The organism is Streptomyces sp. NPDC051567 (genome assembly GCF_044454165.1).
GTDB lineage: Bacteria > Actinomycetota > Actinomycetes > Streptomycetales > Streptomycetaceae > Streptomyces.
In genome coordinates, this window is record NZ_JBITDK010000009.1 from 176385 (window position 1) to 196268 (window position 19884).

The 19884-nt window shown below is 72.3% G+C and carries 16 protein-coding genes and 1 CRISPR repeat array; of the genes, 2 read left to right on the forward strand and 14 right to left on the reverse strand.

Annotation, left to right across the window (positions count from 1 at the left end):
• The first annotated feature begins 276 nt into the window (after positions 1–276).
• The gene (locus tag ACIA5F_RS13550; protein WP_399352375.1) at positions 277–1908 is read left to right on the forward strand and encodes an alkaline phosphatase D family protein; all 1632 of its coding nucleotides are present in this window, start codon (positions 277–279) and stop codon (positions 1906–1908) included.
• A gap of 106 nt (positions 1909–2014) precedes the next feature.
• On the opposite strand, the gene ACIA5F_RS13555 is transcribed toward ACIA5F_RS13550, so the two are convergent.
• From ACIA5F_RS13555 to ACIA5F_RS13580, 6 genes are all read right to left on the reverse strand, one after another.
• Entirely contained in the window at positions 2015–2584 is a 570-nt protein-coding gene (locus ACIA5F_RS13555) for a dienelactone hydrolase family protein (RefSeq protein ID WP_399352256.1), read from the reverse strand.
• Positions 2585–2668: 84 nt separating this feature from the next.
• A complete protein-coding gene (locus tag ACIA5F_RS13560; protein WP_399352258.1) occupies positions 2669–4261 on the reverse strand; it encodes a Na+/H+ antiporter in 1593 nt (530 codons plus the stop codon).
• A gap of 69 nt (positions 4262–4330) precedes the next feature.
• Positions 4331–4848: a CRISPR direct-repeat array (repeat unit 28 nt; unit sequence GGACCATCCCCGCGGGCGCGGGGGCGAC).
• A 238-nt stretch (positions 4849–5086) separates the two neighbouring features.
• Positions 5087–5551: a GNAT family N-acetyltransferase gene (locus ACIA5F_RS13565; RefSeq protein ID WP_399352260.1), complete on the reverse strand. Its 465-nt coding sequence runs from the start codon at positions 5549–5551 to the stop codon at positions 5087–5089.
• The gene (locus ACIA5F_RS13570) at positions 5548–6489 is read right to left on the reverse strand and encodes an RluA family pseudouridine synthase (RefSeq protein ID WP_399352262.1); all 942 of its coding nucleotides are present in this window, start codon (positions 6487–6489) and stop codon (positions 5548–5550) included. The genes ACIA5F_RS13565 and ACIA5F_RS13570 overlap by 4 nt, the downstream gene beginning before the upstream one ends.
• A gap of 153 nt (positions 6490–6642) precedes the next feature.
• Positions 6643–7203: a signal peptidase II gene (gene lspA, locus ACIA5F_RS13575; protein ID WP_399352264.1), complete on the reverse strand. Its 561-nt coding sequence runs from the start codon at positions 7201–7203 to the stop codon at positions 6643–6645.
• Between the two features lie 391 nt (positions 7204–7594).
• On the reverse strand, positions 7595–8389 hold the full coding sequence (locus ACIA5F_RS13580; RefSeq protein ID WP_399352266.1) for a TraR/DksA family transcriptional regulator: 795 nt from the start codon (positions 8387–8389) through the stop codon (positions 7595–7597).
• Positions 8390–9013: 624 nt separating this feature from the next.
• Here ACIA5F_RS13580 and ileS point away from each other — a divergent pair.
• Positions 9014–12157 (forward strand): isoleucine--tRNA ligase, encoded by a 3144-nt coding sequence (gene ileS / locus ACIA5F_RS13585; RefSeq protein ID WP_399352268.1) that lies wholly within the window; start codon positions 9014–9016, stop codon positions 12155–12157.
• A gap of 371 nt (positions 12158–12528) precedes the next feature.
• On the opposite strand, the gene ACIA5F_RS13590 is transcribed toward ileS, so the two are convergent.
• The 8 genes from ACIA5F_RS13590 to murG all read right to left on the reverse strand — a co-directional run bounded on the left by ACIA5F_RS13590 (position 12529) and on the right by murG (position 19883).
• On the reverse strand, positions 12529–13767 hold the full coding sequence (locus ACIA5F_RS13590; RefSeq protein ID WP_399352270.1) for a DivIVA domain-containing protein: 1239 nt from the start codon (positions 13765–13767) through the stop codon (positions 12529–12531).
• 82 nt (positions 13768–13849) lie between these two features.
• Entirely contained in the window at positions 13850–14146 is a 297-nt protein-coding gene (locus ACIA5F_RS13595) for a YggT family protein (protein WP_030155988.1), read from the reverse strand.
• A gap of 60 nt (positions 14147–14206) precedes the next feature.
• Complete coding sequence (locus tag ACIA5F_RS13600) at positions 14207–14818, reverse strand: cell division protein SepF (RefSeq protein WP_399352272.1); 612 nt, start codon at positions 14816–14818, stop codon at positions 14207–14209.
• A gap of 149 nt (positions 14819–14967) precedes the next feature.
• Entirely contained in the window at positions 14968–15687 is a 720-nt protein-coding gene (locus ACIA5F_RS13605; RefSeq protein ID WP_399352274.1) for a YggS family pyridoxal phosphate-dependent enzyme, read from the reverse strand.
• Positions 15684–16427: a peptidoglycan editing factor PgeF gene (gene pgeF / locus ACIA5F_RS13610; RefSeq protein ID WP_399352377.1), complete on the reverse strand. Its 744-nt coding sequence runs from the start codon at positions 16425–16427 to the stop codon at positions 15684–15686. Before pgeF ends, ACIA5F_RS13605 begins: the two co-directional genes overlap by 4 nt.
• A gap of 17 nt (positions 16428–16444) precedes the next feature.
• On the reverse strand, positions 16445–17650 hold the full coding sequence (gene ftsZ / locus ACIA5F_RS13615; RefSeq protein ID WP_399352276.1) for a cell division protein FtsZ: 1206 nt from the start codon (positions 17648–17650) through the stop codon (positions 16445–16447).
• Positions 17651–17929: 279 nt separating this feature from the next.
• Complete coding sequence (locus ACIA5F_RS13620; RefSeq protein ID WP_399352278.1) at positions 17930–18757, reverse strand: cell division protein FtsQ/DivIB; 828 nt, start codon at positions 18755–18757, stop codon at positions 17930–17932.
• Positions 18758–18788: 31 nt separating this feature from the next.
• The gene (gene murG, locus ACIA5F_RS13625) at positions 18789–19883 is read right to left on the reverse strand and encodes an undecaprenyldiphospho-muramoylpentapeptide beta-N-acetylglucosaminyltransferase (RefSeq protein WP_399352280.1); all 1095 of its coding nucleotides are present in this window, start codon (positions 19881–19883) and stop codon (positions 18789–18791) included.
• Position 19884: the final 1 nt, after the last annotated feature.

The window sequence follows — 19884 nt, forward strand, 5'->3', positions numbered from 1 at the left end:
GACGGCCGGCCGGACCCGGCCGACGGCCCCGCACCGGCCCCGCACCGGCCCCGCGCAGCACCCGCACCCACGGACGGGCGAACTCATGGAGTTCGCCCGTCCGTTGTTTGCCGGGCCGGGCGTCAGTAGCCGTACCGATCGGTAATATGATCATCCGTGACCAGTCATCTCTTTTCTTCTCCTGCCTCTTCTCCTGTTTCTTCTCCCGCTGTTTCTTCTCCCGCCTCCCCTTCTTCTCCCGCACCCGCCGCGTCCCCGCGCCGCCGTACGGTCGTCCTGGCCGCGGCGGCCACCGCCGCACTGGCCCCGGTGACCGTCCTGGGCGCTCCCGCCGCCCACGCCGCCGGGACCTCGGGAACCTCCGGGGACACCCCCGCCACCGCCCCCGCCTTCCTGCACGGCGTCGCCTCCGGTGACCCGCTGCCCGACGGCATCCTGCTGTGGACCCGCGTCACCCCGGCCCCCGAGGCCGTACCCGGCTCCGGTCTGGGCCCGGCCACCGAGGTCACCTGGGAGATCGCCGAGGACACGGCCTTCTCCCGGGTCATCGCCACCGGTGCGGTCACCGCGACCGCCGCCACCGACCACACGGTCAAGGCGGACGTCCGGGGCCTGCGCCCGCAGACGGCGTACTGGTACCGGTTCACCGCCGGGGCCGTCGCCTCCCCCACCGGCCGCACCCGGACCGCCCCGGCAGACGGCGCCCGCACCCCCGGCATCCGCTTCGGCGTGGTCTCCTGCGCCAACTGGGAGTCCGGCTACTTCTCCGCCTACCGGCACCTGGCCGCCCGCGGCGACCTGGACGCGGTCCTGCACCTGGGCGACTACATCTACGAGTACGGCAGCGGCGTCTACCCGGAGGCGAAGCACGTCGTCCGCCCGCACGAGCCCCGCCACGAGATCCTGACCCTCGCCGACTACCGCGTCCGGCACGGCCGTTACAAGACGGACCCCGACCTGCGGACCCTGCACGCGGCGCACCCCGTGATCGCCATCTGGGACGACCACGAGATCACCAACGACGCCTGGTCCGGCGGCGGCGAGAACCACACCCCGGGCACCGAGGGCGACTTCGCGGTCCGCGCGGCGGCGGCCCGCCGGGCCTACTTCGAGTGGATGCCGGTCCGCGCCTCCACCGAGGGCACCGTCTACCGGCGGCTGCGCTTCGGCTCCCTCGCCGACCTGCACCTGCTGGACCTGCGCACCTTCCGCTCCGAGCCGGCGGGTGTCGGCAGCGGCCAGGCCGACGCCCCGGACCGCAGCCTCACCGGCCGGGCCCAGCTGGACTGGCTCAAGTCGGGCCTGGCGGGCTCGCAGGCGGCCTGGCAGCTGGTCGGCACCTCGGTGATGATCTCGCCGGTGGCCTTCGGCGCCCTCCCCGCCCACCTGCTGGAACCGCTGGCCGGGCTGCTGGGCCTGCCCAAGGGCGGCATCGCGGTCAACCCGGACCAGTGGGACGGGTACACCGACGACCGCCGGGAGCTGCTGGGCCACCTGACGGAGCGGGGCATCCGCAACACCGTCTTCCTGACCGGTGACATCCACATGGCCTGGGCCAACGACGTCCCGGTGACGGCGGCGACCTACCCGCTGTCGCGCTCCGCGGGCGTGGAGTTCGTGGTGACCTCGGTGACCGCGGACAACCTCGACGACACCCTGCGCGTGGGCGCGGGCACCACCTCGCTGGTCGCCGAGTCGGCCGTCAAGGCGGCCAACCGGCACGTGAAGTGGGTGGACATGGACGCGCACGGCTACGGCGTGCTCGACGTGACCGCCGACCACGCGCAGATGGACTACTACGCCGTCTCGGACAAGCGGCGGCAGGACGCCACCACCGCGTGGGTGCGCTCGTACCGCACGCTGAACGGCACACAGAAGATCGAACGGGCGGACCACCCGGTGCGCTGACCCGCGTCCGGCCCCTGCCGGGCACCGGGGGGCGCCCGGCAGGGGCCTGCCACGCACTACCGCACGTCACAGCTCGTCACGGCTCGTTACGGCTCGTTACGGCTCGTTACAGGGTGTCGAGGAAGCCGAGCGCGGCCTTCCAGGTCCGCTCGGCGGCCTCGGCGTCGTAGTCGTCCAGCCCCGGGTCGGTGAACAGGTGCCCGGCGCCCGGGTAGCGGTGGATCTCCACATCGGCCCCGGCCCGCCGCATCCGCAGGTACCAGGCGTTCAGCCAGTCATGGGTCTCGAAGGGGTCCGGGTCCGCGATGTGCAGCTGCACGGGCAGCTCGTCCACCGAGGCGCCCTCCTCCAGGTCCGCCGTCCCGTGCAGGAGCAGCAGCCCGCGCGCCTTGTCGTCGGCCAGCGCCAGGTGCTGGGCGACGGAGCCGCCGAAGGAGAGACCGGCGTAGACCAGGCCCTGGTCCGAGAAGGGGGCCGAGGCCAGTACCGCGCGCTTGAGCAGCTCGTCACGGCCGATCTCGTCCTGGTGGGCCATGCCCTCCTCGGCGGTCTCGAAGGTGCGTCCCTCGAAGAGGTCCGGCACCTGGACCTGGTGCCCGGCGGCACGCAGCCGGTCGGCCGCCTCGTGGACCGCGGGCCGCAGCCCGTACGTCGAATGGAAGAGCATGATGTTCATGCCTCCATCGTGCCAGCTCCCACCGACGGCCCCCGGCCCCGCCCGCACCGCCACAGGCCACAGGCCACAGGCCGCTACGGGCTGCTACGGGCTGCGCAGACTCCGCACGTCGAGATGGCGCAGCACCCGGTCCACGATCTCCGGGTCGGCCCCGGGCTCGCTGCGGGCGGCCAGGATCTCGTGGCGGGCGGCGGACATCATCTCCCGCTGGATGCGCTGGACGTCACGGATGCGCTCGACGCGCTGCGCGTACGCCTCCCGCCGCTCCTCGTCCACCATGTCGGGGCTGATCCTGGCCCCCACGTCGTACGCGCGCCGGTAGAGCGTCTCCACCAGGTCCTCCGGGAGGTCCTCCACCTCCTCGATCTCCTTCAGACGCCGCTTCGCGGCCTTCGCGGCGCGGATCGCCAGCTGCCGCTGCGTCTCCCGTTCCGCGTCCGCGTCCGCCTCCACGCCCAGGCGCCGCACCAGCCACGGCAGCGTCAGCCCCTGGACCAGCAGGGTCACCATGATCACGGCGAAGGCGATGAAGATGATCTGTTCCCGCGCCGGGAACGGCCCACCGCCGTCGACCTCCAGTGGGATGGCCAGGGCCAGGGCGACCGAGGCCACCCCGCGCATCCCGGCCCACCACATCACCACCGACTCCCGCCAGCTCAGCGGGATCTCCTCGTCGTAGTCGCGCCGCGTGTGCAGCTTCTTCGCGAGCCAGCCCGCCGGCAGCAGCCACAGCAGCCGGACGCCGACCACCACCGCGATCACGGCCGCCGCCCACCCGGCCATCTCCCCCGCGTGCCCGCCCGCCGTGCCGAACACGTTGTGGAGTTCGAGCCCGATCAGGCCGAAGGCCACGCCCGTGACCAGCATGTCGACGACTTCCCAGAAGGTGTGCCCGGCCAGCCGCCCCAGCACGTCGTCGGCGTCGGTCGCGTACTCGGCGAGGAACAGGGCCGTCGTCAGGACGGCCAGCACCCCCGACCCGTGGAACTCCTCGGCCACCACGTAGGCGACGAACGGCACCAGCAGCGTCAGCCCGATCTGGAGGGTGGCGTCGCCGAGCCGTCCCATCAGCCGCTGGGCGGCCCAGCCGAGGCCCAGGCCCACGGCGACGGCGACGACGGCGGAGAGCGCGAACGCGCCGAGCGCGGCGGGCCAGGAGAAGCCGCCGCTGACGGCGGCGGCGATGGCCACGTGGTAGAGCACGATGGCGGTGACGTCGTTGAAGAGCCCCTCGCCCTCCAGGATCGACACCATCCGGCGGGGCAGCCCCAGCGACCCGGCGACGGCGGTGGCCGCGACCGGGTCGGGCGGGGCGACGAGCGCGCCGAGCGCGACGGCGGCGGCGATCGGCAGCCCGGGGACGACGGCGTGCGCGACGGCGGCGACGGCTGCGGTCGTGACGAAGACCAGGGCGACGGCCAGCAGGAGGATGGGCCGGACGTTGGCGGCGAACTGCCGCCAGGAGGTCCGCTGGACGGAGGCGTACAGCAGCGGCGGCAGCACCAGCGGCAGGATGAACTCGGGCGGGATATCGACGCTCGGCACGGCCGGAACCAGCGCGAGGGCGACCCCGCCGAGGGTCATGAGCACGGGCGGGGGCAGCCCGAGCCGGTCCCCGAGCGGTACGGTGACCACGGCCCCGAGCAGCAGCACGAAGAGCAGAGCGATCTGATCCACTCCCCCACCCTGCCAGCCCACTGCGCTTTACCGGCCCTGTGAAACCCCGCCCCGCCCCCGTGTCCCTACCGGCCCATCCCCGCGGGCGCGGGGGCGACCTGGCCGAGGCGTCTGGGATCAGCTACCCTACCGGCCCATCCCCGCGGGCGCGGGGGCGACGCTCCGGCGGAACCGGCGGAAGCTTTTCCTATAGGACCATCCCCGCGGGCGCGGGGGCGACCTCCGGGACGACGGGGTGTACCGCCATCTGGACGGACCATCCCCGCGGGCGCGGGGGCGACGTGCGGGCCCGGGGCGGGTCGGCTCAGCATCGTCGGACCATCCCCGCGGGCGCGGGGGCGACACCTTCGCGGCGGTCGAGGACATGCTCCGTATCGGACCATCCCCGCGGGCGCGGGGGCGACGACACACGCGCCTCTCTCCCGGCCGCGATGTGCGGACCATCCCCGCGGGCGCGGGGGCGACGATCAGGGGGGACTTGAGGTCGTAGCGCCCGGAGGACCATCCCCGCGGGCGCGGGGGCGACGGCACCACCGGCACCGGCAAGACACACCAAGCCGGACCATCCCCGCGGGCGCGGGGGCGACACTTGTTGAGCTGGGAGTTTATCGGACGGAGGGGCTGTTTTGCTTTAGTTGTTTCTTGGGGTGGCCCGAAAGGATCGAGCCGTCGGAAGCGGCGGGACCGTGCAGGCGCTGAGCGGAGCAGGCGCTGAGCGGTGCCGGACGCACCGGGGCTCCAGGGCCGCACCCCTAGCCCCGCCGGCGTTTGAGGCGCGGGGGGTCCGGGGGCGGCGCCCCCGGTGGCGGGGCCGCCCGGCCAGGGCTACGCCAGGGGGCGCCGCATCGCGCGGTGGGGGATGTCCGCGTCCAGGAACTCCGGCCCGTAGGCCACGTACCCCAGCCGCTCGTAGAAGCCCAGCGCATGCGTCTGCGCGCCCAGATCCACCGCGGCCAGCCCCAGCCCGGCCGCCCGCGCCTCGATCGCGCGGACCAGCGCCGCGCCCACCCCCAGGCCCCGCGCGGACGCGGTCACCGCGAGCCGGCCCAGCGAGCCGACCCCTTCGGCTCCGGTCTTGCCGAGCGCGGCGGCGCCGTGCAGCAGCCGCCCCGTGCCCAGCGGCGCTCCGTCCGGCCCCACGGCCAGGACGTGCACCGCGTCCGCGTCGTACGCGTCGTACTCGATCGACTCCGGTACCGACTGCTCGACCACGAACACGTCGGTCCGGACGGCGAAGCACGCCGCGAGGTCGGCCTCGTCCACGGCCACCCGGACCGTGAAGGCACTCACTCGCTCTCGGCCCGGATCACGTCCAGCGCGTGCTGGAGGTCCGCCGGGTAGGTGCTCTCGAACTCGACCCACTGCCCGTCCGACGGGTGCTCGAAGCCGAGGCGCACCGCGTGCAGCCACTGCCGGGTCAGCCCGAGCCGCTTGGCGACGGTCGGGTCCGCGCCGTAGGTGAGGTCGCCGACGCACGGGTGACGGTGCGCGGACATGTGCACGCGGATCTGGTGCGTGCGCCCGGTCTCCAGCTTGATGTCCAGCAGCGAGGCGGCGCGGAACGCCTCGATCAGGTCGTAGTGGGTGACGGAGGGCTTGCCCTCCTGGGTCACGGCCCACTTGTAGTCCGCGTTGGGGTGGCGCCCGACCGGCGCGTCGATCGTGCCGCTCATCGGGTCCGGGTGGCCCTGCACCAGCGCGTGGTAGCGCTTGTCCACGATCCGCTCGCGGAACTGGTTCTTCAGCGAGGTGTACGCGCGCTCCGACTTCGCGACGGCCATCAGGCCGGACGTGCCGACGTCGAGGCGGTGCACGATGCCCTGGCGCTCGGCCGCGCCGGAGGTGGAGATGCGGTAGCCGGCGGCGGCGAGGCCGCCGATGACGGTGGTGCCGGTCCAGCCGGGGCTGGGGTGCGCGGCGACACCCACCGGCTTCATGATCACGACGATGTCGTCGTCGTCATGGACGATCTCCATGCCCGGGACGGGCTCGGCGACGAGTTCGACGGGGCGCGGCGGGGCGGGCATCTCGACTTCGAGCCAGGCGCCACCGTGCACACGCTCGGACTTCCCGACGACACTGCCGTCGACCAGCACCTTTCCCGCAGCCGCGAGGTCGGCCGCCTTCGTCCGGGAGAAACCGAACATACGGGCGATGGCGGCGTCGACGCGCTCGCCCTCAAGGCCATCGGGAACGGGCAGGGTGCGGATCTCGGGAATCGTACTCACCTGTCGAGTATGCAGGACTCGGCCGACACCCGGTCCCGCGCTCGACCCCTGCGGGAGCCTCCGGGAGCCCGCCGGAGCCACCGGCGCGTCCGCTCACCCGTGTCCCGACCGCCCGGCGGCGTCGTCGGGTGGTCCCCCCGGCCCCCCGGCCCCTCAGTCCTTGTGGACGGTGCCGTCCGGGTCCAGGCCCTTGAAGGACAGCAGCACGATCAGGATGCCGCCGCACACGATCGCGGAGTCGGCGAGGTTGAAGACGGCGAAGTGGGCCGGGGCGATGAAGTCGACGACCGCTCCCCGGAAGACGCCCGGCGAGCGGAAGATCCGGTCGGTCAGGTTGCCCAGCGCACCGCCGAGCAGCAGGCCGAGCGCGATCGCCCACGGCAGGCTGTAGAGCTTGCGGGCCAGCCGGATGATCACCACGATCACGGTGGCGGCGATACAGGTGAAGATGATCGTGAACGCCTCGCCGAAGCCGAAGGCCGCGCCGGGGTTGCGGACCGCCTCGAACCGCAGCAGGTCGCCGATGACGTCGATCGGCGGCCGGTGCTCCAGGAACGCGACGACCAGCATCTTGGTGCCGAGGTCCAGCAGGTACGCGAACGTCGCCACGACGAGCAGCACCGCGATCCGCCGACGCCCCTTGGGCTCGACGGGCTCCGGCCGGGCGTCGTCCCCGACCTCCGGCGTACCGATGATGCGCTCCGCCTCTGTCACGTGAGTCCCTCGAACTAGCTCGAACCAGGTTGCCGACGACAGCCCCGTCAGGTTCCTGGACCCTGACGAGACACGAGGGTACGTCAGGCCACCCGCCCGACGCCGCCCCAGCCCACCCCTTCGCCCACTTCGCCCCCACCGGCCCCAGGCGGACCGCGACGGGGCGCGACAGGGCGTGACAGAGCCGCGACAGGGCGGGCCCGGGCCCTGCCCTAGTGCTGTGACCGGAAAGGTTTGCCGGTAGGCCCGCGGCGTCCGGTGCGGTGGATCGCAAGGCGGAGGGTCACGGCTTGTACTGGACGTACTTGCGTGGTCCGACAACGCGGCGAGGCGCCGTGCCGGGCGTCGAGGGCCGGTGAACCTTTCCGGTCACAGCACTAGGCCCGGCGGCCTAGTGGCGTCGTTCCTGCCGCTGCTTGCAGTCCACGCAGAGCGTGGCCCGGGGGAAGGCCTGCATCCTGGCCTTGCCGATGGGCTTCCCGCAGTTCTCGCAGAGCCCGTACGTACCGGCCTCCAGCCGTTCCAGGGCCCGCTCGGTCTGCTCCAGCATCGAACTGGCGTTCGCGGCGAGGGCCAGCTCCGACTCCCGGGTGATGTTCTTGGTCCCCGTGTCGGCCTGGTCGTCGCCCGCGCCGTCGCCCGAGTCCCGCATCAGGCCGGAGATGGCCACCTCGGACGCCTCCAGCTCGTCCCGCAGCCGCAGCACCTCCCGGGTCAGCTCCGTACGCGCCCGCGCGACCTCCTCCGGGGTCCAGGGCTCCTCACCGGGGCGTACGCGGAGCCCGCCGGGTGCGGTGGGCTCCGCGGCCTGCGTCCGGGGCAGCCCGCTGGTGGCCGCCGTGGCCGTCCGGCGGGCCCTGGCCGCGCCCGTACCCGTACCCGTGCTCTTCTTGGCCACCACTGTGCGGGCTCCCGTCTCTCGCGCGGCCTGCGCCGCCCCCTCGGTCCCGGCCCGGGCGGCCGGCGCCTCCACGGCCGCCACCTTCTCGGCCGGCCCTTTCTTCACAGACTTCACAGATGCCTTCTTCGTCGGCGCCTTCTTGGCCGGCGCCTTCGCGGCCGGGGTCTTCGCGGCGGAGGCCCGTCCGGCGGGGCTGTTCCCCCCGCCCGTCGTGGGCTGCCCGGCGGCCGTCGCCTGCTCGGCCGCCTTCTTGGGAGTACTCCCGGCGGTCTTCTTCGCCACCATGGCCGCGGCCCCTTCACATACTGTGATCATTGCTCGCGAATCGTGCCGGAACGATAAATCGGCTCCGGCCCCACGGCAACGGGGCGCGCGTCCCTCAGGGCCGGTCTGCATCCGTTGTGCCCAGCGCGGAGCCCGGTAACGCCGTCCCTCCCGCCCCACGGGAGCCCGTACCGGCGCACCGGCCCATTCGGGTCACGGCGGCGCCCGCCCCCCGCACCGCCCCGTGCTCCGCTCCGCGCCCGTCCCGCGCCCCCTTCCTCCCCCGCCCCTCCCCCGCCCCTCCCCCGCGCGAAATCCGGTCTGCCGCCCGCCGCACCGGCCCGTACACTGGGCCCAGCGAGAGGCATGGACGGGGACGAGTAGCGTCGGACGCAGCCAGGAGCGACCCGGGGACGGTGAGAGCCCGGGGGCGAGCGCGATGCGAAGGATCACCCCTGAGCCGCCGGAAGAAAGCCGCAGGGAGCCCACCGGGTTCCCCGGACGGCGAGTAGAACCGGCTTCGCACCCCAATGAGGGGGCCGCCGGACCCGTCCGGAGGCCAAGGAGGGTGGTACCGCGGGAGCGTCAGTGAGGCTCTCGTCCCTCCGACGGACACACCACGCCGCCGGAGGAAGACACCGCCTCATGACCACACCCCAGTACCGCCCCGTACCCGCGCAGGTCGATCTGCCCGCCCTGGAACACGCCGTTCTGGAGTTCTGGCAGGAGAACAAGACCTTCGACAAGACCCTCGCGCAGTCCGAGGGCCGCCCCGAGTGGGTCTTCTACGAGGGCCCGCCCACCGCGAACGGCATGCCGGGCGCGCACCACATCGAGGCCCGCGTCTTCAAGGACGTCTTCCCCCGGTTCCGCACCATGCGCGGCTACCACGTGGCCCGCAAGGCCGGCTGGGACTGTCACGGCCTGCCCGTCGAGCTCGCCGTGGAGAAGGAGCTCGGCTTCAACGGCAAGCAGGACATCGAGGCGTACGGCATCGCCGAGTTCAACGCCAAGTGCCGCGAGTCCGTGACCCGCCACACCGACGCCTTCACCGAGCTCACGACCCGGATGGGTTACTGGGTCGACCTGGACGACGCGTACCGGACCATGGACCCCGAGTACGTCGACTCCGTGTGGTGGTCGCTCAAGGAGATCTTCGGCAAGGGCCTGCTCACCCAGGACCACCGGGTCGCCCCCTGGTGCCCGCGCTGCGGCACCGGCCTCTCCGACCACGAGCTGGCCCAGGGCTACGAGACGGTCGTGGACCCCTCGGTCTTCGTCCGCTTCCCGCTGACCTCCGGCCCCCTCGCCGGACAGGCCGCGCTCCTGGTCTGGACGACGACCCCCTGGACCCTGGTCTCCAACACCGCCGTCGCCGCGCACCCCGACGTCACCTACGTCGTCGCCACCGACGGCCGGGAGAAGCTCGTCGTCGCCCAGCCGCTGCTGGAGAAGTCCCTCGGCGAGGGCTGGGAGGCCACCGGCGAGTCCTTCACCGGCAAGGAGATGGAGCGCTGGACGTACGAGCGCCCGTTCTCCCTCGTGGAGTTCCCGGCGCCCGCCCACTACGTCGTCAACGCCGAGTACGTGACGACCGAGGACGGCACCGGTCTGGTCCACCAGTCCCCCGCCTTCGGCGCCGACGACCTCGCGGTCTGCCGCGCGTACGGCCTGCCGGTCGTGAACCCGGTCCGTCCCGACGGCACCTTCGAGGAGGAGGTCCCGCTGGTCGGCGGCGTCTTCTTCAAGAAGGCCGACGAGAAGCTGACCGCCGACCTCGACGCGCGCGGCCTGCTCTTCAGGCACATCGCCTACGAGCACAGCTACCCGCACTGCTGGCGCTGCCACACCGCGCTGCTGTACTACGCGCAGCCGTCCTGGTACGTCCGCACCACCGCCGTCAAGGACGCGATGCTGCGGGAGAACGAGAAGACCAACTGGTTCCCGGACTCCGTCAAGCAGGGCCGCTTCGGCGACTGGCTGAACAACAACATCGACTGGGCGCTCTCCCGCAACCGCTACTGGGGCACCCCGCTGCCGATCTGGCGCTGCGAGGAGAACCACCTCACCTGCGTCGGCTCGCGCGCGGAGCTGACCGAGCTGACCGGCACCGACCAGTCGGACCTGGACCCGCACCGCCCGTACATCGACGCGGTCACCTTCCCCTGCACGGCCGAGGGCTGCTCGCTGGAGGCCGTCCGCGTCCCGGAGGTCATCGACGCCTGGTACGACTCGGGCTCGATGCCGTTCGCGCAGTGGGGCTACCCGTACAAGAACAAGGAGATCTTCGAGAAGCGCTACCCGGCGCAGTTCATCTCGGAGGCCATCGACCAGACGCGTGGCTGGTTCTACACGCTGATGGCGGTCGGCACGCTCGTGTTCGACAAGTCCGCGTACGAGAACGTGGTCTGCCTGGGCCACATCCTCGCCGAGGACGGCCGCAAGATGTCCAAGCACCTGGGCAACATCCTCCAGCCGATCCCGCTGATGGACCAGCACGGCGCGGACGCGGTCCGCTGGTTCATGGCGGCCGGCGGTTCCCCGTGGTCGGCGCGCCGGGTCGGCCACGGCACGATCCAGGAGGTCGTCCGCAAGACCCTGCTGACGTACTGGAACACGGTCGCCTTCCAGGCCCTGTACGCCCGCACCTCCGGCTGGGCCCCCTCGGCGGCCGACCCGGCCCCGGCGGACCGCACGGTCCTGGACCGCTGGCTGCTGTCCGAGCTCCACGCGCTGACCACCGAGGTCACCGAGGCGATGGAGTCGTACGACACCCAGCGCGCGGGCAAGCTGCTCTCCTCGTTCGTGGACGACCTGTCGAACTGGTACGTCCGCCGCTCGCGCCGCCGCTTCTGGCAGGGCGACGCCTCCGCCCTGCGCACGCTGCACGAGGTGGTCGAGACGGTCACCCGGCTGATGGCCCCGCTGACCCCCTTCATCACGGAGCGGGTCTGGCAGGACGTGATCGTCCCGGTGACCCCGGACGCCCCGGAGTCGGTGCACCTGTCGTCCTGGCCGGTCGCGGACCCGGCGGCGATCGACCCGGCCCTGTCCCAGCAGATGCTGCTGGTGCGCCGCCTGGTGGAGCTGGGCCGCGCGACCCGCGCCGAGTCGGGCGTCAAGACCCGCCAGCCGCTGTCGCGCGCGCTGGTCGGCGCGGTGGGCTTCGACGCGCTCCCGCCCGAGCTGCGGGCGCAGATCACGGAGGAGCTGAACGTCTCCTCCCTGGCCTCCCTGTCGGAGGTCGGCGGCTCCCTGGTGGACACGACGGCGAAGGCCAACTTCCGGGCGCTGGGCAAGCGTTTCGGCAAGGGCGTCCAGGACGTCGCGAAGGCGGTGGCCGCGGCCGACGCGGCGGCGCTCTCGCTGGCCCTGCGGTCGGGCGGGGCCGTGGTGGAGGTCGGCGGCGAGTCCGTGACCCTCACCCCGGAGGAGGTCATCATCACCGAGACCCCGCGCGAGGGCTGGTCGGTGGCCTCGGACTCCGGTGCCACGGTCGCGCTGGACCTGGAGATCACCCCGGAGCTCCGCCTCGCGGGCCTGGCCCGTGACGCGATCCGCCTGATCCAGGAGGCCCGCAAGAACTCCGGCCTGGACGTGGCGGACCGGATCGCCCTGCGCTGGGTCTCGGACTCGCCCGAGGTGGTCACGGCCCTGACCGACCACGCGGCGCTCATCGCGGACGAGGTCCTGGCGACCGACTTCGCGGCGTCCGAGGCGGACCCCACGTACGGAGACCCGTTCACGGACGAGTCCCTGTCCCTGACCTTCCGCCTCCGCAAGGCCTGACCCTCCCCCACCCGAACGGCCCGCACCCCTGGAAACCACCCCGGGGATGCGGGCCGTTCGGCGTACCTGCCCTCCCCCGCACACCCCACCACCAAGCCCCGCCCCCGCTCCGCTTCCCCCACCGGCACCACCCCAGCCCCGCCGGCGGGTGAGGCGCGGGCGCGGAGCGCCGTGCGGTGAGCCGTGGTGAGCCGCGCCGGCGTCGAGGCGGGAACGGTGGAAGGGCGGGTCGGGGACCACCCCGCAGGACCCGGCCCCGGCCCGGTCGGCCCCAGGCCGCCCGCACCCGGGTACGCGAACGGGCCGGGCCCGGTCCCCCCACAGGGGAACCGGGCCCGGCCCTCAGGACTGCTGCCGACGGACGGCGGCGCCTAGTTGTCGTCCTCGTCGATCAGGAAGCCGCGCATCGGCGACGGCGCCTGCTGCATCGGCTGCGGCGCGGCGGGCCGCACCGGAGCCATCGGCTGGGTCATCGCCGGGGACATCTGCGGCTGACCGGAACCGTAGGACGGGGCGTTGCCCATCGGGGACGGACCACCCATCGGGGAGGGACCGCCCATGGGGGACGGGCCGCCCATCGAGTGGCCCATCGCACCGGCCGGAGCCATCGACGGGGACGGCGCCGGCGGCAGCGAGGGGGCACCCGGATTGCGCGGCGGGGCGAGGGAGTCGTCCGCCTGGGTCTCCAGCTGACGGAGCTGCGACTCCAGGTAGGACTTCAGGCGCGTGCGGTACTCGCGCTCGAATCCCCTCAGGTCCTCGACCTTGCGCTCCAGCGTGGCGCGGGCGGACTCCAGGGAGCCCATCGCGACACGGTGCTTCTCCTGCGCGTCCCGCTCCAGCGCGTCGGCCTTGGCACGGGCGTCCCGCTCCAGACCCTCGGCGCGCGAACGGGCCTCGCCGACGATCTTGTTGGCCTCGGAACGGGCCTCCGCGATCGCCTGGTCGGCGGTCTGCTGCGCCAGCGACAGGACGCGGGCGGCACTGTCCCCACCGGGACCCTGCTGCGGGAGCTGCGGCTGCTGCTGGTGCATGGGCTGACCCATGGGCTGCATCTGCTGACCCATCGGCTGGCCCATCTGCTGGCCCATGGGCTGCATCTGCTGGCCCATCGGCTGGCCGAGCGGGTTCTGACCGCCCATGGACTGCTGCTGGCCCATCTGCTGCTGGCCCATCTGCTGCTGCTGACCCATGCCCTGCGGGCCGCCCATCGGGTGCTGCTGCATGGGGCCGCCCATCTGGCCCGGACCCTGCGGTCCGTGTCCACCGGGTCCGGCGGGAAGCTGCGGCTGGCCGCCGGGCAGCTGGGGCGGGCCCATCTGCGGCTGCTGCTGCTGCGGCGGTCCCGATATGGCGGCGGGCACCGGAGCGCCGGGACCTCGCTGGTCCTGGGGCTCGGGCTTGCGCATACCCTGCTGCTGCTGGTTCTGCGCGGCGGCCCTCGTGGCGGCGGCCAGCTTGGCGCGCAGGTCCTCGTTCTCGCGCAGCAGGCGCGTCAGTTCGGACTCGACCTCGTCGAGGAAGGCATCGACCTCGTCCTCGTCATAGCCTTCTCGGAGGCGGACGGTCGTGAACTGCTTGTTCCGCACGTCCTCGGGGGTCAGCGGCATGTCTTCTTCACCTCTACGTAGTCGTCGGCAGTCGGCAGGACCGTATCGGGACTGTCCCCGCGTCCGCGGGGAGCCACATCGTTCACACGCTTCTCGCAGCGGTGCTCACGAAACTGATGAGGATGTAAACGATGATCATCAGAACGAAGAAGGACAGGTCGAGTGCCACGCCCCCGAGACGCAACGGCGGGATGAACCGCCGAAGAAGCTTGAGCGGTGGATCGGTGACAGTGTAGGTGGCCTCCAGAACGACCACCATCGCCTTACCGGGTGTCCATGAACGTGCGAACTGGAACACGTAATCCATGACCAGTCGGAAGATCAGCACGATCAGGAAGCACATCAGCGCGATGTAGACCACTTGCAGTGCGACACCCATCCCGCGCTTCCCTCTCCCCTGCTCTCGCTCTGTTCCCGGTCCCGTATCTGACGGATCGGTCTAGCTCTGGTTGAAGAACCCGCCCTCCGCGATGCGGGCCTTGTCCTCCGCCGTGACATCGACGTTAGCAGGCGACAGCAGGAACACCTTCTGTGTCACGCGTTCAATGCTGCCGTGCAACCCGAAGACCAGGCCGGCGGCGAAGTCGACCAGACGCTTGGCGTCCGTGTCGTCCATCTCCGTGAGATTCATGATCACCGGAGTGCCCTCACGGAAGTGTTCCCCGATGGTACGGGCCTCGTTGTAGGTCCGGGGGTGCAGTGTCGTGATGCGGTACGGCTCCCGCTCGGAGACGACCTTGGGCATGATCACGGGTGCGTTCTTCTCCAGGCTCGTGCGTTCAGGTGTGATGGATGCCACGGGGGCAATTCGCGCGGGACGTCCGTTTTCTACCGGCAAGGGAGTGGGCTCCCGTTGGGCCGGAGGCTGTGCAACTCGTACCGGTTCGTCCGTTACGGGCGGTTGGTGCACCGGCTGTTGCCGGCGGTCGCGGGCCCGCTCCGCCTCCGGCTCGGGCTCGAACTCGTCGTCAGGGTCGTACCCCGGGTTGTCGTACCGGTCGTCCTCCACGAGGCCGAGGTAGACCGCCATCTTGCGCATCGCGCCGGCCATTCTCTGAGTCCTCCGCTCTGTGGTGGATCGCCCTGTCGCAGGTGTCGCCGTGTCACCAAAGTCACCAACTGCCCGCGATCCACGTGGCCCCTCCGCTCATCAGCGGGAATGACCATATTTTCTGCTGTGGTCCGACTTTCTTCGCGACGTTACCCGAGCCGGGGTCTCACGCCGAGTACCGCAGTGCCGACGCGTACATGTGTCGCACCGGCCGCCACGGCCTGTTCCAGGTCCGCGCTCATACCGGCCGAAACCATCGTGGCAGCCGGATGGTTCACGCGCAGGCCGGACGACAGTTCCAGCAGCCGCTCGAAAGCGGCCGTTTCGCGGCCCGCGAACGGACCCGCGAGCGGGGCCACCGTCATCAGCCCGTCGATCCGCAGGCCGGGCGAGCCGGCCACGAGCTCCGCCAGCCCGGCCAGCTGCTCCGGCGCGGCGCCGCCACGGGCTCCGCGCTCCCCCGACTCGGCGTCGAGGGCGATCTGGACGAGGACGCCGAGCTCCCGGCCGGCGTTCACGGCCGCCGCGGAGAGCGCCGTCACGAGCTTGGGACGGTCGACGGACTGCACCACATGCGCGTATCCCGCCACCGAACGGACCTTGTTGGTCTGCAACTGGCCCACGAAGTGCCAGCTGAGCGGCAGATCCGAACAGTCGGCGGCCTTGGGGGCGGCGTCCTGGTCGCGGTTCTCCGCCACATGACGGACTCCCAGCTCCGCCAGCAGACGTACGTCACTCGCGGGGTAGGTCTTGGTGACCACGATGAGCGTCACCTCCTCCCGCGCGCGCCGCGCCGCCGCGCAGGCGGACACGATACGTTCCTCCACCCGCGCGAGATTCGCGGCGAGCTCCGTCCTGCGGTCCGTCATGTCGTCATCCCCCCACGTCCGTCCGGGTCGTCCCCCAGCCAGACATATCCGGCAAGCCGCCCGGTCACCCGGTCACGGCGGTACGAGAAGTGGTCCCGCGACTCCCGGGTGCAGACCGGGGAGCGACGCAGGTCCGTCACCCCCGCCGCCGCGAGCTGGGCGTGGACCCCGGCGACCACGTCGACGGAGGGCGTCCCCCAACTGGTCGCGGCACGGGCCCGCGGCACCACCGCGGCGACCGCCTCCCGCATCTCGGCGGGCACTTCGTAGCAGCGCCCGCAGACGGCGGGCCCGGTGACGGCCGTCATCCGGCCGGGCTCGGCCCCCAGGGAGACCATCGCCGCGACGGCGGCGGGCACCACCCCGGCGACCAGGCCGGGCCGCCCGGCGTGGGCCGCGCCCACGACGCCGGCGACCGGGTCGGCCAGCAGGACGGGCGTGCAGTCGGCGGTGAGCACCGCGAGGGGCAGGCCCCGGCGGGCGGTCACCACCGCGTCCACGGAGGGGACCGGAGCGCCGGGGCCCCAGGGGCCGTCGACCACGGCCACGTCCCGCCCGTGCACCTGGTTCATCCAGACCACCCGGTCCGCGTCGATGCCCAGGGAGTCCGCCGCGGCGGCCCGGTTCGCACGAACGGCGGCCGGGTCGTCTCCGACCGCGCCGCCGAGATTGAGCTCCTCGTACGGAACGGCGCTCACCCCGCCCCACCGGTCGGTGAAGGCGAAGTGGGCGCCGCCCACGTGATGCTGGTCCAGCGTCACTTCAAGAAGTCCGGGACGTCCAGTTCCTCGGCCGGGCTGTCCTGGTACGGCCGGGCCGTCGGGACCTGCGGCGCGGGGGCCTGGTACTCCACCGGAGCCGCCTCGACCGGAACCGGGTGCTCCTCACGCGGGGTGACCGAGCCGAGGCCGCCGAAGGCCGGACGGACCGGCTCCGCGGCGCGGACCGGCGCCGGGGCCGGCTCCTCGCGCTTGGCGGACGAGGCACCGATGACGTTGTCCCGGCGGGCCGGGGGCTGTCCGCCGTCGAACCCGGCCGCGATGACGGTGACCCGCACCTCGTCGCCGAGCGCGTCGTCGATGACGGCGCCGAAGATGATGTTCGCCTCGGGGTGCGCGGCCTCGCTCACCAGCTGCGCGGCCTCGTTGATCTCGAAGAGACCGAGGTCCGAGCCGCCGGAGATGGAGAGCAGGACACCGCGGGCGCCGTCGATGGACGCCTCCAGCAGCGGCGAGGAGATCGCCATCTCGGCCGCGGCCACCGCGCGGTCGTCGCCACGGGCCGAGCCGATGCCCATGAGCGCCGATCCGGCCTCGGACATCACGGACTTGACGTCGGCGAAGTCGAGGTTGATCAGACCCGGGGTGGTGATGAGATCGGTGATCCCCTGGACGCCCGAGAGCAGGACCTGGTCGGCCGACTTGAAGGCGTCGAGGACGCTGACCTGGCGGTCCGAGATGGACAGCAGGCGGTCGTTGGGGATGACGATGAGGGTGTCGACCTCTTCGCGGAGCTCGGCGATGCCGTCCTCCGCCTGGTTCGCGCGGCGCCGGCCCTCGAAGGTGAACGGCCGGGTGACCACACCGATCGTCAGGGCGCCCAGCGAGCGCGCGATGTTGGCGACGACAGGTGCGCCGCCGGTTCCGGTGCCGCCGCCCTCACCGGCGGTGACGAAGACCATGTCGGCCCCCTTGAGGACCTCCTCGATCTCCTCGCGGTGGTCCTCTGCCGCCTTCCGGCCGACGGCCGGATTGGCGCCGGCGCCGAGGCCCCGGGTGAGTTCACGGCCGACGTCGAGCTTGACGTCGGCGTCGCTCATCAACAGCGCCTGGGCGTCCGTGTTGATGGCGATGAACTCGACGCCCTTGAGACCGACCTCGATCATTCGGTTGATGGCATTGACACCACCGCCGCCGACACCGATGACCTTGATGACTGCGAGGTAGTTCTGCGGTGCTGCCACGTCGAAGGCCTCTCGCCTCGAGTTACGTGTCGCCGCCTCGCGGGCCTGCGTTGCGACGACTGATGCCGAAATGGGGACGGTCCGAACGCGCCGACCCGAACCCTGACCCTGAAGTTTAGGGTGAGGGGTGTGTCTGTTCCCTGGACTCTTCCGAACAGGACACTAAGTCGACAAGTAGCGCGGGTTCAACGAACACGCCGAACCTCCCGTTTTTCTTTTCACCCTATGTGATCACCCGTATCGCTGGCCAACCAGGGTGGTCCGCTGTTCGACTCGACGTCAACTCCCGGACACCGCAGGGGCGGTGGGAACGCTCACGTCGAAGTGGGCGGCGCCGGGAGCGGCCTTCAGCAGCGCGGTCAACGCGCGGCCCTTCGCCTCACCCAGTTCGCCGCTCCCCCACACGACGCTCCGGCCCCGGGTCAGCCCCAGGACCACCGCGTCGTACGAGTCCATCTTGACCTGCACGGTCTCCTTCGCGACCGCCTCCGGGAGGCCGCTGACGATGGTCACCGCCTCGCGCAGGAGCCGCTCCCCGTCGAAACGGCGGGCGCTCGGGGAGCGGTCCGCGTCCATTTCGAGGAGCGGAACGCCCGCGGGGGCCTTGGCCACCGTGTCGAATCGCACACCCGAGGCGTCCACTTCCGCGAAGCCGGGTCCCTCCTTGACGAGCAGGACGGGTTTGCGTTCCGTCACCCTCAGCCCGATCCCGTGCGGCCAGGACCGCACCACGTCGACCGAGTCGACGCGGGGCAGCCGGGCGCGCACGCGGCCGGCGATCTCGTCGGTGTCGACGCCCACCAGCGGCGCGCCGACCGGTACCGCCGCGGCGGTGAGCACCTGTTCGGCGGTGAGCACCTGGGTGCCGGTGGCGGTGACCTTCTCGACGCGGAGCCAGGAGGAACCGTAGAGCACCCAGACGCAGCCAGCGGCGAGGAGCACCGCGGCGGCGAGGGCGGCCAGGGCGGGGACCCGGCCCAGGCGTCCGCCGGGGCCCCGCGGGCCGGGTCTGCGGGACGGACCCGCGGACCCGGCCCGCCCCGGAGGGCCGGAGCCCTTCCGGGCCGCCCCGGGGCCGCCACGCCGCGCGGTCGTCGCTCCGGCCACTCCTGTGCCTCCTGCGTCAGTGCTTCCCGCCTCAGCGGGCCCGGCGGGCCGCGATCGCCTCGTACACCATGGCGACCAGCAGGTCGTCCGCGTCCCGGCGGCCGAACTCACCGGCCGCGCGGGACATCTCGTACAACCGGTGCGGGTCGGACAGGACCGGGAGGATCTGGCTGAGCACCCATTCGGGCGTCAGCTCCGCGTCGTCCACGAGCAGACCACCGCCGGCCTTGACCACCGGCTGGGCGTTGAGCCGCTGTTCGCCGTTGCCGATGGGCAGCGGGACGTAGGCGGCGGGCAGCCCGACGGCGGAGAGTTCGGCGACGGTCATGGCACCCGCGCGGCACAGCATCATGTCGGCGGCGGCGTACGCGAGATCCATCCGGTCCACGTACGGTACCGGCACATAGGGCGGCATCCCGGGCATGTTGTCGACACGCGGCAGTTCGTTCTTCGGCCCGACGGCGTGCAGGATCTGAATCCCGGAGCGCTGGAGGGTCGGAGCGACCTGCTGGACCACCTCGTTGAGGCGGCGGGCGCCCTGCGAGCCGCCGGAGACCAGCAGGGTCGGCAGGTTCGGGTCCAGGCCGAAGGCGGCACGCGCCTCCGGGCGGACGGCGGCCCGGTCCAGGGTGGAGATCGTGCGCCGCAGCGGGATGCCGACGTAGCGGGCACCGCGCAGCTTGCTGTCGGGGGTGGAGACCGCGACGGCGTGCGCGTACCGGGAGCCGATCTTGTTGGCCAGTCCCGGCCGGGCGTTGGCCTCGTGGACGATGATCGGCACCCCGAGCCGTTTGGCCGCGAGGTAGCCGGGCAGGGCCACGTAGCCGCCGAAGCCGACGACACAGTCGGCCTTGGTCCGCTCCAGGATCTGCTCGGCCGCCTTGATCGTCCCGCGCAGCCGTCCGGGGACGGTGATCAGCTCGGGCGTGGGCTTGCGGGGCAGCGGTACGGCGGGGATCAGTCCCAGCTCGTAGCCGCGTTCCGGCACCAGGCGGGTCTCCAGCCCGCGCTCCGTGCCGAGGGCGGTGATGCCCACGGAAGGGTCCTGCCTGCGCAGGGCGTCCGCGAGGGCGAGCGCCGGCTCGATGTGGCCGGCGGTCCCCCCACCGGCGAGTACGACATGCACC

Coding starts and splice junctions, on each gene's coding strand:
- ACIA5F_RS13590 (WP_399352270.1), bottom strand. CDS start 13,767: ATGCCGCTGACCCCCGAGGACGTGCGGAACAAGCAGTTCACGACCGTC.
- ileS (WP_399352268.1), top strand. CDS start 9,014: ATGACCACACCCCAGTACCGCCCCGTACCCGCGCAGGTCGATCTGCCC.
- ACIA5F_RS13580 (WP_399352266.1), bottom strand. CDS start 8,389: ATGGTGGCGAAGAAGACCGCCGGGAGTACTCCCAAGAAGGCGGCCGAG.
- ACIA5F_RS13555 (WP_399352256.1), bottom strand. CDS start 2,584: ATGAACATCATGCTCTTCCATTCGACGTACGGGCTGCGGCCCGCGGTC.
- ACIA5F_RS13605 (WP_399352274.1), bottom strand. CDS start 15,687: ATGACGGACCGCAGGACGGAGCTCGCCGCGAATCTCGCGCGGGTGGAG.
- ACIA5F_RS13595 (WP_030155988.1), bottom strand. CDS start 14,146: ATGGGTGTCGCACTGCAAGTGGTCTACATCGCGCTGATGTGCTTCCTG.
- ACIA5F_RS13600 (WP_399352272.1), bottom strand. CDS start 14,818: ATGGCCGGCGCGATGCGCAAGATGGCGGTCTACCTCGGCCTCGTGGAG.